11 protein-coding genes and 1 pseudogene are annotated in these 13580 nt (G+C 69.1%); 3 read left to right on the top strand and 9 right to left on the bottom strand.

The window, feature by feature from the left end:
• The 4 genes and pseudogenes from Tther_RS09155 to Tther_RS09140 form a co-directional block, all read right to left on the bottom strand.
• Positions 1-274, bottom strand: a pseudogene (locus Tther_RS09155) (hypothetical protein); the annotation flags it as partial.
• A 67-nt stretch (positions 275-341) separates the two neighbouring features.
• Complete coding sequence (locus tag Tther_RS09150; protein ID WP_143903120.1) at positions 342-1424, bottom strand: alpha-hydroxy acid oxidase; 1083 nt, start codon at positions 1422-1424, stop codon at positions 342-344.
• Entirely contained in the window at positions 1421-2107 is a 687-nt protein-coding gene (locus Tther_RS09145) for a Fe2+-dependent dioxygenase (RefSeq protein ID WP_143903118.1), read from the bottom strand. Before Tther_RS09145 ends, Tther_RS09150 begins: the two co-directional genes overlap by 4 nt.
• A 9-nt stretch (positions 2108-2116) precedes the next feature.
• Positions 2117-4411 (bottom strand): TonB-dependent receptor, encoded by a 2295-nt coding sequence (locus tag Tther_RS09140; RefSeq protein WP_143903116.1) that lies wholly within the window; start codon positions 4409-4411, stop codon positions 2117-2119.
• 237 nt (positions 4412-4648) lie between these two features.
• Here Tther_RS09140 and ahpC point away from each other — a divergent pair, with 237 nt between their 5' ends.
• Both ahpC and ahpF read left to right on the top strand, forming a co-directional pair.
• Positions 4649-5212, top strand: coding sequence for an alkyl hydroperoxide reductase subunit C (ahpC, locus tag Tther_RS09135; protein ID WP_143903114.1), 564 nt, complete (start codon positions 4649-4651; stop codon positions 5210-5212).
• A 145-nt stretch (positions 5213-5357) separates the two neighbouring features.
• A complete protein-coding gene (ahpF, locus tag Tther_RS09130; RefSeq protein WP_143903112.1) occupies positions 5358-6950 on the top strand; it encodes an alkyl hydroperoxide reductase subunit F in 1593 nt (530 codons plus the stop codon).
• Positions 6951-7023: 73 nt separating this feature from the next.
• Here the strand turns inward: ahpF and bamC are convergent, their stop codons facing one another.
• The 5 genes from bamC to Tther_RS09110 all read right to left on the bottom strand — a co-directional run bounded on the left by bamC (position 7024) and on the right by Tther_RS09110 (position 11147).
• Positions 7024-8160: an outer membrane protein assembly factor BamC gene (gene bamC, locus Tther_RS09125; protein WP_143903110.1), complete on the bottom strand. Its 1137-nt coding sequence runs from the start codon at positions 8158-8160 to the stop codon at positions 7024-7026.
• A gap of 31 nt (positions 8161-8191) precedes the next feature.
• Positions 8192-9076, bottom strand: coding sequence for a 4-hydroxy-tetrahydrodipicolinate synthase (gene dapA, locus Tther_RS09120; RefSeq protein WP_143903109.1), 885 nt, complete (start codon positions 9074-9076; stop codon positions 8192-8194).
• Between the two features lie 67 nt (positions 9077-9143).
• On the bottom strand, positions 9144-9737 hold the full coding sequence (locus tag Tther_RS09115) for a class I SAM-dependent methyltransferase (protein WP_425472818.1): 594 nt from the start codon (positions 9735-9737) through the stop codon (positions 9144-9146).
• Complete coding sequence (locus tag Tther_RS13650; RefSeq protein ID WP_281280171.1) at positions 9734-9865, bottom strand: hypothetical protein; 132 nt, start codon at positions 9863-9865, stop codon at positions 9734-9736. The genes Tther_RS09115 and Tther_RS13650 overlap by 4 nt, the downstream gene beginning before the upstream one ends.
• Before the next feature lie 52 nt (positions 9866-9917).
• Positions 9918-11147 (bottom strand): MFS transporter, encoded by a 1230-nt coding sequence (locus Tther_RS09110; protein WP_143903107.1) that lies wholly within the window; start codon positions 11145-11147, stop codon positions 9918-9920.
• A gap of 441 nt (positions 11148-11588) precedes the next feature.
• On the opposite strand from Tther_RS09110, the gene Tther_RS09105 reads away from it, so the two are divergent.
• Entirely contained in the window at positions 11589-13574 is a 1986-nt protein-coding gene (locus Tther_RS09105; RefSeq protein WP_143903105.1) for a DNA topoisomerase IV subunit B, read from the top strand.
• Positions 13575-13580 lie beyond the last annotated feature (6 nt).

Raw genomic sequence — 13580 nt, 5'->3', positions numbered from 1 at the left:
GCCCGTCGGAGCCGGCGTAGCCCCAGCGCTCGGCCGTCTCGCCGGGGGCACTGGCCTCCAGCGGGACGAGCGCAAACGCCACCTGCAGGATGCCACGCTCGGGGGGCGGTAGGGCTGGTCGCGTGCGCACGCCTTCCAACGCCCACACCGCCACGGCGTGGCCGGTCAGCACCGTGGCCAGCACGGCCCACACGCGCCGGCGATCCGCAACCGGTCGGCCCGCGCCGGGGGGGGCGGGTTGGGGGGGTGAGGGGTCGATGTCAGCGAAGGTCATGCCTTGAAAATCCAGAGCGCAGCCAACCCCACGAGCGCAAGGCTGGCCAACAGCACCGCAGCGCCGATCATAGACAGGGCACGTCCCCGTCGGTCGGGACGCGGCACAGCAGTTGCGGGGTGAGCGCGTCGAGGCTGGGCGCGCCGCACAGCGCCATCGCGCCACGCAGCTCGTCGAGCCAGTGCCGCCACAATGCGGCCACGGTGCGCGCGCCATCGTCGGCCAGCGCGGCGATCAGCGGCCGTCCGACGAGCACGGCGTCTGCGCCCAGCGCCAGCGCCTTGAGGGCGTCGAGCCCCCGCCGCAGGCCGCCATCGACCAGCACCGGGCAGCGGCCCTGGACCGCCGCGCGCACGGCCGGCAACAGCGCCGCCGTGGCGGGCAAGCCGTCGAGCACGCGCCCCCCATGGTTGGAGACGACGATGCCGTCGCACAGCTCGGCGGCACGTTGCGCGTCCGCGGGGTGCGTGATGCCTTTGAGCAGCAGCGGCAGCGGGCAGTGCGCGCGCAGCCATTCGATGTCGTCCCAATCGGGCGCGGCCGCCAGCAAGTCCGACAGCGTCCCGCGTGTCGGCGGTGCGGGCAGGTTGGGCTGTGGCCAATCGCGCGGCAGCCCAAAGCCGGCGGTGCGCTCGCGGTCGCTGGGCCACTGCAGGGGCGCATCGACGGTCAGCACGATCGCCTCGTAACCTGCCGCCTGCGCACGTTCGATCAGGCGCAGCCAGTCGGCGCGGGTGCCGTAGGGGTAGAGCTGAAACCACAGCGGTCCGCGCTGGGGCGTGGCCAGGACGGCCCGCGCCACCGCCTCCAGCGCCGTGGTCGCCTGGGTCGACAGCACCATGCCGGCGCCTTGGGCAGCGCAGGCCATGGCCAGGCCCAACTCGGCTTGGGGGTGGGCTAGTGCCAGGTGCGCCATCGGGGCCGCGAGCCACGGGGTGGGCCAGCGCCGGCCCACCAGCGTGACCTGGGTGTCCACCGCGCGCGGCGTGGCGAGCACGCGCGGGCGCAGACCGATGGCGCGCCACGCGGCCACGTTGGCGCGCAACGTCACCTCGTCAGCGGCACCGCCTTCGAAATAGGCGCGCGCGGCGGGTGCCACAGCGGGCGCTGCGGCTGGGGCGATGGGGGTGTCCGGGGGGCTGGCGGTCATGGCGTGGCCCACAGGCGCAGCAGGTTGTGGTAGACGCCAGTCAGGGCGAGGGTCTGCGCGGTTTCGCCCACCTGCTGGCGCAGCTGCAACAGGTTCATGTCCAGCTCGAACAGCAGCCGCCGCTGGGTCTCGTGGCGCACCATGCTTTCGATCCAAAAAAAGCTCGCCAACCGCACGCCACGCGTCACGGGGGTGACCTCGTGGACGCTGGTGCCCGGGTAGAGAACCGCATCGCCTGCCGGCAGCTTGAGGCGGTGCGTGCCGTAGGTGTCGTGGATGGTCAGCTCGCCACCGTCGTAGTCCTGCGGGTCGCTCAAAAAGACGGTGCACGACAGGTCGGTGCGCACCCATTGGTCGTCGGCGCGCGAGTGCAGCACGGCACCATCGACGTGCGGGCCGTAGGCCGGGGCTTCGGGGCGGTAGCGGTTGAACAGCGGGTTGAACAGGCGCCGCGGCAGCGCCGCCGAGAAAAACAGCGGATCCCGCCGCACCGCCGCCGCCACCAGGGCCTGCAGGCGGCGGGCGGCCACGCTGTCCTGGGCGAGCTGTTCGTTGTGCTTGACCACCGCGGCCTGCGCGCCGGCGCTGGTGCGGCCGTCGCGCCAGAGCGATTCGTCGGCCAGCAGCGATCGCGCTGTGGCGACTTCCTCTGGCGTGAGCACGCCTTTGAGGTGTACCAGCATGGCCAAGCCTCAAAACACGGTTTTGACGCTGAGCATCACCTTGCGCGGGGCGCCGGGGGTGTAGAACCCGCGGTAGAGCGCGTCGGCGTAGCGCTTGTCGGTCAGGTTGCTCACGTTGAGTTTGACCGTGGTGCGCTCATCGACCGTGTACTCGACCATGCCATCCCAGACGGTAAACCCAGGGGCGACAATGGTGCGCTGCCCCTCGGGGTTTTGCGCCCCGCGGTGCGTCAGGCCCAACCCCAGGCGCCACTGGGGCGCGACGCGGTACGTGGTCCATGCGCTGAGGCTGTGGCGGGGGGTGAGCGCCGGGCGGTCGCCCTGCACCTGGGCCCCGGTACCGTTGGCCGACAGGGCCTGGTTGCTGCGGTCGATGCGCGCGCTCGGTATCCAGGTGTGGTTGTAGAACACCTCCCACTTCGGCGTCAGGCGGCCGGCGGCGTTGATTTCGACCCCCGTGGCGTGGCGCTTGCCAGACAGCAGCATCTGCTGTGCGGCGCTGTCGGGGTCGGTGTTGCGCTCGTTGTACTTTTCCGAGCGGAACAGCGCGACGTTGAGGCTGGCGCGTTGCTCGAACAGCTCCCACTTGGCGCCGATTTCGGCGTTGCGGCTCTTCTCGGGCGGGGTGTTGGCCAGTTTGGCGTTGTTGCTGCCCGGTGCGAACGTGCCCAGCGCAAACTGGTAGGTGTCGCCCGAGGTGTTGTACGACTGGCCCAACGACACGTAGTACGACGCGCTCTCGCTGGGTTGGTAGATCGCACCCACCCGCGGGCTCCAGAGGTTTTCTGACATCGTGCCGGTGTTGCCCGCGGTGTCGCGGTAGGTGGCGCGGAAGCGGTCGAAGCGCAGGCCGCCCACCAGCTTCCAATGCGGCGTGAGCGTCACCACGTCCTGGGCGTACAGGCCCAGGCTGTCGGCGTCGAAGGTGTTGAGCGGTGGCGCGCCCCGGCTGTCGGCGCGCCAGGCCCCATCGTTGGGGGTGCCCACCGTGGTGAGCAGACCCGATGCCGGGCCAGGGAAGTTGTTGTTGCGGCGTGCGTCCTCGACCGTCACATCGACCCCGGCGGTCAGGTGGTGCTCGAGCGTCCCTGTGCGCAAGCGGGTGCTGTAGTCGCTTTGCAGCTGCGTGATGTCGCTTTGCCCGTAGCGGCCCTTGGGGGTGCGGGTGAGCACGGTGGCGGCGGTCGGCGGGTTGGCCAGCGTCACCGCTTGACCGTCGGGCTGCTGCGCCGCCGCGGCGAAGCGGATGACGCTGGCCCACAGGTCGCGCGTGTAGCGGCCGTGGCGCAGCGTCGTGCGCAGCTCCTCCTGGGGCCCGAAGCGGTGCGTGTGCGTCAGCGTGACGGCAGTCTGTTCGGTTTCTTGGTAATCGCTGGCCAGCCCGTAGTAGTTGCGGGCGGGCAGCACCGGCACGATGGTGCGCCGTGGGCTGGTGTCGGTGCCGGTCAGCAGCCAGGGGTGGTTGTAGTTGGGTCGGGCGTCGGTTTGCAGGTGGTAGAGGTCGAGCTGGAATTCGTCGCGCCCACCGATGCCGGTGCGCCAGCTGGCGGCGAGTCCGCGGCGGTCGTCCTTGGCGCCCCATTGGTCACTGTCCTGCACCATGGCGTTGAGGCGCACCGCGCTGCTGGGGCCGAGCGGCTTGTTCAGGTCGACCTGGGCGCGCTTGTGGTTGCCACTGCCCACCGCCAGCTCGGCCTCGTAGCGTTCCATCAGGAAAGGCTGTTTGGTCACTTGGTTGACGACGCCGCCGGTGGAGCCTTTGCCGAACAGCATCGACGCCGATCCTTTGAGCACCTCGACCCGATCGGTCGCAAAGGTGTCGCGCGTGATGAGCGGCGCGTCGCGCAGACCGTCGCGGAAGACGTCGCCTGCCTGCCCGAGCGAAAAGCCGCGCAGGCGCACGTCTTCCTCGCCGGTTTCGCCGGCCTGGAAGGTCACGCCCGCGGTGGCCTTGAGCACCTCGCGGAAGTCGTCCAGGTTGCGGTCGTCGAGCAGCCGCTCGGTCATGACGGTGAGGCTTTGGGGGATGTCGCGCAGCGCCTGCTGCCCTTTGCCTAGGCGGGTGTCGGTGGCGCGCAGGGTTTGTTTGCTGCGGATTTCCGGGGGGTCACCGGCGCCGCGCACGGTGACCGTGTCGAGGGTGCCGGCCGCGGCCTGCGCGTCGGCGCCGACGGCTTGCGCGGCGGCGTGCAGGCTGGTGGCAAGCAGCAACGCGCCCAGCGGCCAGGCGCCGATCGGTGTGGGCGCCGCCGGCGTGGTGCTGTCAACGCAGGGGTGGTAAGGGGTGGGGCGGGTGGTGTTCATCGTGGCAAGGCTCTCTTGGGTACACTGGACAGGCACGAAGTATAAACACAAATGAGAACCGTTCGCAACAAAAATACGATGGTAAGCTATCCATCGTATAAAGACTATCAATCGTTAGTTATGATTGTTTTGGGCTATCATTTGCCCTGTCGCCCGATCGCGGGGCACCGCCCAGGCGGTGCAGCGGCGTTCGGGAGCGTGTTCCCGTTTTTTCAACCCAACCGAAAGGAACCTTCCATGTCGATCATCAACACCCAAGTGCCAGCCTTCAAGGCCCAAGCGTTCCACAACGGCAAGTTTGTCGAGATCACCGAACAGTCCCTCAAGGGCCACTGGTCGGTGTTGATCTTCATGCCGGCGGCGTTCACCTTCAACTGCCCGACCGAGGTCGAGGATGCGGCCGACAACTACGCCGAGTTCCAAAAACTGGGCGCCGAGGTGTACGTGATCACCACCGACACGCACTTCTCGCACAAGGTGTGGCACGAGACCAGCCCGGCCGTGGGCAAGGCCCGCTTCCCGCTGGTGGGCGACCCGACGCACCAGCTCACGCGCGCCTTTGGCGTGCACATCGAGGAAGAAGGGCTGGCCCTGCGCGGCACCTTCGTGGTCAACCCGGAGGGCGTCATCAAGACCGCCGAAATCCACGACAACGCGATCGCGCGCGACGTCAAGGAAACGTTGCGCAAGCTCAAAGCCGCCAAGTACGTGGCCGAGCACCCGGGTGAAGTCTGCCCCGCCAAGTGGAACGAGGGCGCCAAGACCATCGCCCCGTCGCTGGACCTGGTCGGCAAGATCTGATCGCCTGACGTCCCGTACCGGCGCGGCCTGCTGACGGTCGCACCCATCGCCCGTCCCGCCGTGCGCGGGGCGTTGGGGGTGTTCGTCCCGGTCATGCCGGGTCGGACGCTGCCCGGTTCATCCCGTTGACGTTTTGGAGTAACCCATGCTCGATGACGCCCTGAAATCCCAGTTGCAAGCCTATCTGGCGCACGTCCGCCAGCCGATCGAGCTGGTGGCCTCGCTGGATGACTCGGCCAGCGCCCGCGAGCTGAACGCACTGCTGCACACCATCGCCGAGCTCTCGGAGGGCAAGATCCGCGTGCGCACCGACGGCACCGACGCGCGCCGCCCCTCGTTTGCGATCCGCCGCGCGGATGGCGAACAAGACCTGACCTTTGCCGCGATTCCGCTCGGGCACGAGTTTTCCTCGCTGGTGCTGGCGTTGCTGTGGAGCGGCGGCCATCCGCCCAAGGTCGCGCCGCAGCTGCTGCAGCAGTTGCGCGCGCTGCCAGGCGAGTACCGCTTCGAGGTGTACATGTCGCTGTCGTGCCACAACTGCCCGGACGTGGTGCAGGCGCTGAGCCTGATGGCCATCGTCAACCCGCGCGTGCACACCACGATCATCGACGGCGCGCTGTTCCCAGCCGAGGTGGAGCAGCGCAACGTGATGGCGGTGCCGCTGGTGCTGCTCAATGGCGAGGTGTTTGCCTCGGGCCGTCAGTCGCTCGAGGACATCGTGGCCAAGCTCGACACCGGGGCGGCGGCGCGCGCAGCGGCCGAACTCGCGCAGCGCGCGCCCTACGATGTGCTCATCGTCGGCGGTGGGCCGGCCGGGGCGGCGGCAGCGGTCTATGCCGCGCGCAAAGGCATCCGCACGGGCCTGGTGGCGCAGCGCCTGGGCGGCCAGGTCAACGACACGTTGGCCATCGAGAACTACATCTCGGTGCTGGAGACCGACGGACCCAGGTTTGCCGCAGCCCTGGAAGCCCAGGTGCGCCACTACGAGGTGGACGTCGTCAACGGCCAGACGGTGCAGGCGTTGCAGCCGGCATCGGTGCCGGGCGGCTGGGTCGGCGTGCAGCTGGCCGGTGGGGCGACGCTGCGCGCGCGCAGCGTGATCCTGGCCACCGGGGCGCGCTGGCGCAACCTGAACGTGCCGGGCGAGGCCGAGTACAAAAACCGAGGCGTGGCCTACTGCCCGCACTGCGACGGGCCGCTGTTCAAGGGCAAGCGCGTGGCGGTGATCGGCGGGGGCAATTCCGGGGTCGAGGCGGCCATCGACTTGGCCGGGATCGTTGCCCATGTGACGCTGCTGGAGTTTGCCGATCAGCTCAAGGCCGACGCGGTGCTGGTGAGCAAGCTCAAGAGCCTGCCCAATGTCACCGTGCTGACCCAGGCGCAAACCTTGGCGGTGGAGGGCGATGGCCAGAAGGTGACGGGCCTGCGCTGGCGCGACCGTGCCAGCGGCGCCGAGCACGCGCTGCCGCTGGAAGGGGTGTTCGTGCAAATCGGCCTGGTGCCCAACACCGAATGGCTCGACGGCGTGGTGGAGCGCAACCGTTTTGGCGAAATCGTCGTGGACGCCAAGGGGCACACCAACGTGCCCGGGGTGTTGGCGGCGGGCGACTGCACCACCGTGCCGTACAAGCAAATCGTCATTGCCGCAGGCGAAGGGGCCAAAGCCGCGCTGTCGGCGTTCGACTACCTGATCCGCACCCCCGCGCCACAAGCGCAGGCCGAGCTGGCCGAGGCCTGATCGGCAACGGCTGCGCGCCGCATGGCGCGCCCCCCGGGTTGCGGCCCGGAGGAGGCGGGCGCCCTGCGGCGCGTCACTTCATGTCGTCGGCAAGCAGTTGCGCGATGCGCTGTGCGGTGGCCGAGCGCTCGGGCTGCCCGTTGGCATCGAGCACCGTGACGGTGGTGCGCTCCCCGCTGCCCACCACGCGGATGCGGTAGCGCGTGGGGTTGGCCTGCGCTTTGTCCGAGCTGCTGAACCAGCCGGTGATGCGGCCGAAAAAGCCCGGCTCGCGCGCCGCCGTGGAGGCGTCGGCGGGCACGTAGCGCACGAAGTACACGCCCTCGGCGCGGTTGCGGTCTTCGACGGTGAAGCCGCTGCGGTCCAGCGCCAGCCCGACGCGGCGCCAAGCGCGGTCGAAGTTTTCGTCGAGGACCACGGCGGGCTGGCCATCGATCGTTTGCAGCTGCGCCACGGGCGGCTTGGCGCCGGCGGCCAGCGCGGCCTTGGACTGCTCCTGGCTGACCCCCAGCTTGACCATGAGCCGGCGCAAAAACTCGGCTTCCAGCTCCGGGTCGGCCGGGCGCGGCTGCCACACCGTGTTGTCCTTGCGCTCGTTGGTGTACACCTCCACCATGCCGCGGTGGCTGATGAAGATTTCGCTGCCGCCGCTGGCGCTGCGCTCGACGCGGGTGCGGAACTTGTCGCGCTCCCCGGTCGAGTAGAGGTTGTCGAACAGCTTGCCGATCGTGGCGCGGATGATGTCCTGCGGGATCTTGGCGCGGTTTTCCGCCCAGTCGGTCTCCAGCAGGCCCAGCTGGGGCTGGTCGAGCGTGAGCAAAAAGCCGTTTTCCTGCCAGAAGTCGCGCAGCGCGGGCCACAGCTGTTCGGGGGGGCGATCCACCACCAGCCAGCGCTGGTTGCCGGCGCGCTCGATGCGCACGTCGCCGATTTGGGTGGGGGCGGCCGTGGCGGTGGGGCGGGCGGCTTCCGTGGCCTGATAGCCCGAGGCGGTGACGGGCCCGCTGGGCAGCGCGTAGCGCGAATCGCGGGCCAGCTGCGTCAGATCCGGTGGGACTTCCAAGCGGTTGATTTGCTTGGCGCTTTTGTAGTCGATGCGGTCTTCTTCGAGCACCGAGCAGCCGCTGGCGAGCAGCACCGCCAGCGCCAGGGGCGCGAGTGGCCAGGCGCGGCGGGAGGCGGCGCGGTCGAAGCAGTCAAGGTGGCGCATGGGGGTTCCCTGGACAACGGGGTGGGCGGATTCAGAGCAGGCCGGCGGCGCGCAGGGCCGCCTCGACCGCCGGCTGGTGGTGGGCCGACAGCGGCGTCATGGGCAGGCGCAGCGTGGGGCCGCACAGGCCCAGGCGCGCCATGGCCCATTTGACGGGGATGGGGTTGGCCTCGACGAAGAGCTGCTTGTGCAGCGGCAGCAGCTGCATCTGGATGCGCATGGCGGTGCGGGCATCGCCGGCGATGGCGGCGACGCACAACTCGTGCATCAGACGCGGGGCGACGTTGGCGGTGACGCTGACATTGCCCTGGCCGCCGCAGAGCATGAGCGCCACGGCCGTGGCGTCGTCACCTGAGTAGACCGCAAAGTCCGCGGGCTTGGCGCGGATCAACCACTGCGCGCGCTCGAGGTTGCCGGTGGCCTCCTTGATGCCGACGATGCCGGGCACCTCGGCCAGGCGCAGCACGGTCTCGGGTTGCAGGTCGGCCACGGTGCGCCCGGGCACGTTGTAGAGCACGATGGGCAGGTCGCCCGTGGCCTCGGCAATGGCCTTGAAGTGCTGGTACAGCCCTTCCTGCGTGGGTTTGTTGTAGTAGGGCACGACCTGCAGCTGACAATCGGCGCCAACCTTGCGGGCAAATTCGGCCAGCGCAATCGCTTCGCGCGTGGAATTGGCCCCGCAGCCGGCCATGATGGGCCGGCGCCCGGCGGCCTGTTCCACGGCGACGCGGATGATTTCGCAGTGTTCCTCGACGCTGACCGTGGGCGATTCGCCCGTGGTGCCGACCACGCCGATGCAGTCGGTGCCTTGGTCGATGTGCCAGTCGATGAGCGTGCGCAGGGTGTCGTAGTCGACGCGGCCGTCCTCGTGCATGGGGGTGACGAGGGCGACGATGCTGCCGGTGATGGGCTTCATGGCGTGTGCGGGTGGCAAGGACAAAGTGCAAGGGGCATTCTAACCAGCCATTCGGTTCGGGGCGGCATCAGGCCAGGGGATAGCGCACGGGGGTGGTGGTGGCGGCGCGTTCGCGCACCGCCGCGATGCGTTGCACGAAGCGCGGCGGCTCGGGCAAAAAGCCGTCCTCGTACGCGATCACGCGCAGCCCCGCGCAGGCGCGCAGCAGCTCGCCGGGGGCGAGCAAAAAGTCGGGGCGCGACGGTTTGCCCACGGTTTCGTTGCCCTGGGCGAAGGTTTCGTACAGCAGCAGACCGCCGTCGCCCACCGCCTGCACGATGCGCGGCAGCAGCGCTCGCCACAGGTAGTTGGTGACCAGCACCACGTCGAAGCGGCGCTGCGCCAGCGGCCAGGGGCCGTTTTCCAGGTCGGCCACGACGCGCTGCACGGGGCCGTCGAGGTCGGCCAGGTGCGCCAGTGCCGCGGCGTCGCGATCGACGGCCGTGACCTGGCAGCCCTGCGCAACCAGCCAGCGCGTGTGGCGGCCGCTGCCGCATGCCAGGTCGAGCGCTTGCACCGGTTCCGCGGGGTCCGGACGGGCGGCGCGCAGCGCCTGCAGCAGCGGCGCAAAGCGGGTGATCCAGGGCGACGCCGGGAGGTCGTGGTGCACGGACAGGGTCAAAAGCAGCTCCACAGCCGATCCGCCAGGGTGCGCAAAAACGCCGGTTGCAGGTACCACGCAAACACGCCCAGGCACACGCCCAGTGCCGCCGCCCAGCTCAGCAGGCGGCGGGCCACGGTTGGGAGCATGGGGTGGCGCAGCGACATCGCAGCCCGGATTGTGCCGCGTTTGGGCGGGGTATCACGCCGTTTGGCCCGTCAGCGGCGTCGGGCCACGGCGAATCGGCGCCTCCTGGATCGGCCAGTTGACGACGGCGGCGAACACCCCCAGCGCGATCGAGATCCACCAGACGATGTCGTAGCTGCCGGTGTGGTCGTAGAGCCAGCCCCCCAGCCACACGCCCATGAAGCTGCCGATTTGGTGGCTAAAGAAGACGAAGCCGCCCAACATCGACAAATGGGCAACGCCAAAAATCTGCGCCACGATGGCGTTGGTCGGTGGCACCGTGGACAGCCACAGCAGCCCCATCGCGGCCGCAAAGACGTACACGCTGACCGGCGTGAGCGGCGCGGCCAGGAACAGCGTGATGGCGATCGAGCGCAGCAAATAGATGGCGGCGAGGATTTTGCGCTTGGCCAGCCGCTGCCCCAGCGCGCCGGCGGCGTAGGTGCCCAACACGTTGAACAGGCCGATGAGCGCCAGCGCCGTGCTGGCCACCTGCGGCGCCAGGCCCTGGTCTTTGAGGTAGCTGGGCATGTGCACGCCGATGAAGACGACCTGAAAACCGCAGACGAAATACCCCGCCATGAGCAGCTGAAAGCTGCGGTAGCCAAACGCTTCGCGCAACGCCTGGCCGATGGTCTGCTCGCGCACCGCGCGCGCCGCGCCGGGGCGAAAGTCCGGCTCGCGCAGCCCCCAGGCCAGGGGTGCGATCAGCAGCGCCGCCGCGGCCAGGATCAGCAGCGCCTGCTGCCAGCCAAACGTGCCGATCAGCCACCCCTCCAGCGGCACCATCAAAAACTGGCCAAACGAGCCGGCCGCAGCTGCCAGCCCCATGGCCCAGGAGCGCCGCTCGGCGGGGATTTGACGCCCGATGACGCCGTAGATGATGGCGTAGGTGGTGCCGGCCTGCGCGGCGCCGATCAGCACCCCGGTCGTCAGCGCGAACACCAGCACCGACTCGGCCAGCGCCATGCCCAGCAGGCCCAGCGCGTACAGCGCCGCCCCGCCGACGAGCACGCGCAGCGCGCCGAAGCGGTCGGCCGCCATGCCGGCGAAGATGCCAAAACCGCCCCAAGCCAGGTTTTGCACCGCCATCGCGAAGGCGAAGGTCTCGCGCGTCCAGCCTTGGGCTTGGGTGATGGGCTGCAGCCACAGGCCAAAACCGTGGCGGATGCCCATGGACAGGGTGACGATGAGCGCGCCACACAGCAACACCTGGGTGGCGGAGAGTCGTTGGGACGCGGCCATGCGGCGACTGTAGCGCAACGCGGCGCGCCGTGCGGGCCGTGTGGGCAGCGCGACGATGCCCGGTTGCGTCCCCAATCGCAGGATGGATGTGAGCTCGTACCGGCAAGTCCTTGCGGCGCAAAGGTTCTTGACCCTTTTCCCAAATTGCTGTGGATAACGTTGTGGGTAAGGCGTGAGCACGCGGCGCAAACGCACGGCATTCAAGGGTTTGGACAGATTGCCTGTTTTTTGTGCAGCCAAAAAATGTTTTGTGAAACAAACACTTATGGTGTTTTCTGAGTGCGTTGCAGCGCAACCAAGGGGCAGGCGTGGCGGCAAACGCACGGCGGCCCGGGCGCGCCGGGGTGTGCAAAACACACCGTCGCGTGGTTGTCAAGCCCCGCCCTAAGGCCCACCCCCGGCACCGGCGTGCCGCTTGGGCGCTCCGTACAATCCGCCGCCATGTCCGCATCCACCACCGCGCCGGGCCAGGGGGCCGGCTACGCCGAGGCATCGATCCGGGTGCTCAAAGGGCTGGAGCCCGTCAAGCAGCGCCCGGGCATGTACACCCGCACCGACAACCCGCTGCACATCGTGCAGGAGGTGATCGACAACGCCGCCGACGAGGCGCTGGCGGGGTTTGGCCGCCGCATCCGCGTCACGCTGCACACCGACGGCTCGGTCAGCGTGGAGGACGACGGGCGTGGCATCCCCCACGGGCTGCACCCCGAGGAAGGGGCGCCGGTGCTGGAGCTGGTGTTTACCCGCTTGCATGCGGGCGGCAAGTTCGACAAGGGGCAGGGCGGGGCGTACAGCTTTTCGGGCGGGTTGCACGGCGTCGGGGTGAGCGTGACCAACGCGCTGTCCACCCGGCTGGAGGTGGCCAGCCACCGCGACGGCCACGTCGCCCGCATCGTGTTTGCCGGTGGCGACGTCGTCGAGTCGATGGCGCGCCGCCCCCTGCAGCCGGGTGAGCGTCGGCAGGGCACGACGGTGCGCGTGTGGCCGGATGCGCGCTACTTCGACAGCGTGGCCCTGCCCGCGGGGGAACTCACCCACCTCTTGCGCAGCAAGGCGGTGCTGATGCCGGGCGTGACCGTCACGCTGGTGAATGAAAAGACGCGCGAAACCCACACCTGGCAGTACAAGGGGGGCTTGAGCGACTACCTGCAGCAGACGCTGGCGGCCGAGCCGATCATCCCGCTGTTCGAGGGCGAAGGGTATGCCGAGGTGGGCCACGAGAGCTTTGCCGAGGGCGAAGGCGCGGCGTGGGCGGTGGCGTTCACCGAGGACGGCCCCCTGGTGCGCGAGAGCTACGTCAACCTCATCCCCACCCCCGCAGGCGGCACCCACGACAGCGGCTTGCGCGAGGGGCTGTTTCAGGCCGTGCGCAGCTTCATCGAGCTGCACGCGTTGCTGCCCAAGGGGGTCAAGCTGTTGCCCGAGGACGTGTTCGCGCGTGCGAGTTACGTGCTCAGCGCCAAGGTGCTGGACCCGCAGTTCCAGGGCCAGATCAAAGAGCGGCTCAATTCCCGCGACGCGCTGCGGCTGGTCGCGGCGTTTGTGCGGCCGGCGCTGGAGTTGTGGCTGCACCAGCACGTGGAGCACGGCAAGCGCCTGGCGGAGTTGGTGATACGCACCGCGCAAAGCCGGCAGAAGGCCGCGCAGAAGGTGGAAAAGCGCAAAGGCTCGGGCGTGGCGGTGCTGCCGGGCAAGCTCACCGACTGCGAAAGCCGCGACCTGTCGCGCAACGAGCTGTTTTTGGTCGAGGGCGACAGCGCCGGCGGCAGCGCCAAGATGGGGCGCGACAAAGCGTACCAGGCGGTGCTGCCGCTGCGCGGCAAGGTGCTCAACACCTGGGAGGTCGAGCGCGACCGGCTGTTTGCCAACACCGAGATCCACGACATCGCGGTGGCCATTGGCGTCGATCCGCATGGCCCCGACGATGCGGTGGACCTCAGCGGCTTGCGCTACGGCAAGATCTGCATCCTCAGCGACGCCGACGTGGACGGGGCGCACATCCAGGTGCTGCTGCTGACGCTGTTTTTCCGGCACTTTCCCAAGCTCATCGAGGCCGGGCATGTGTACGTGGCGCGTCCGCCGCTGTACCGGGTGGACGTGCCGGCGCGCGGCAAAAAACCGGCGGGCAAGTTTTATGCGCTCGACGACGGCGAGTTGGCGGCGATCCTGGACAAATGCGCCAAAGAAGGCGTGCCGCGCGAGAAGTGCCAGATCAGCCGCTTCAAAGGGCTGGGCGAAATGAGCGCCGAGCAGCTGTGGGACACCACGCTCAACCCGGAGACGCGGCGACTGCTGCCGGTGACGCTTGGGGGATGGGACGCCGCGACGACCGCGGCGCGTTTGAACCAGCTCATGGGCAAGGGCGAGGCGGCGGCACGCCGCGAGCTCATGGAGCGCTACGGCGATGCCGTGGACATCGACGTGTGACGCCAG

The organism is Tepidimonas thermarum, assembly GCF_007556705.1.
Classification (GTDB): Bacteria; Pseudomonadota; Gammaproteobacteria; order Burkholderiales; family Burkholderiaceae_C; genus Tepidimonas; species Tepidimonas thermarum.
Note: the sequence above shows the minus strand (reverse complement) of the source record. Positions and strands in the feature narration are given on the sequence as shown.

What these genes read in the sequence shown, in the direction of transcription:
- Tther_RS09150 (WP_143903120.1), bottom strand. Translation starts at nt 1,424, where the DNA reads ATGACCGCCAGCCCCCCGGACACCCCCATCGCCCCAGCCGCAGCGCCC.
- Tther_RS09145 (WP_143903118.1), bottom strand. Translation starts at nt 2,107, where the DNA reads ATGCTGGTACACCTCAAAGGCGTGCTCACGCCAGAGGAAGTCGCCACA.
- Tther_RS09140 (WP_143903116.1), bottom strand. Translation starts at nt 4,411, where the DNA reads ATGAACACCACCCGCCCCACCCCTTACCACCCCTGCGTTGACAGCACC.
- ahpC (WP_143903114.1), top strand. Translation starts at nt 4,649, where the DNA reads ATGTCGATCATCAACACCCAAGTGCCAGCCTTCAAGGCCCAAGCGTTC.
- ahpF (WP_143903112.1), top strand. Translation starts at nt 5,358, where the DNA reads ATGCTCGATGACGCCCTGAAATCCCAGTTGCAAGCCTATCTGGCGCAC.
- bamC (WP_143903110.1), bottom strand. Translation starts at nt 8,160, where the DNA reads ATGCGCCACCTTGACTGCTTCGACCGCGCCGCCTCCCGCCGCGCCTGG.
- dapA (WP_143903109.1), bottom strand. Translation starts at nt 9,076, where the DNA reads ATGAAGCCCATCACCGGCAGCATCGTCGCCCTCGTCACCCCCATGCAC.
- Tther_RS13650 (WP_281280171.1), bottom strand. Translation starts at nt 9,865, where the DNA reads ATGCTCCCAACCGTGGCCCGCCGCCTGCTGAGCTGGGCGGCGGCACTG.
- Tther_RS09110 (WP_143903107.1), bottom strand. Translation starts at nt 11,147, where the DNA reads ATGGCCGCGTCCCAACGACTCTCCGCCACCCAGGTGTTGCTGTGTGGC.
- Tther_RS09105 (WP_143903105.1), top strand. Translation starts at nt 11,589, where the DNA reads ATGTCCGCATCCACCACCGCGCCGGGCCAGGGGGCCGGCTACGCCGAG.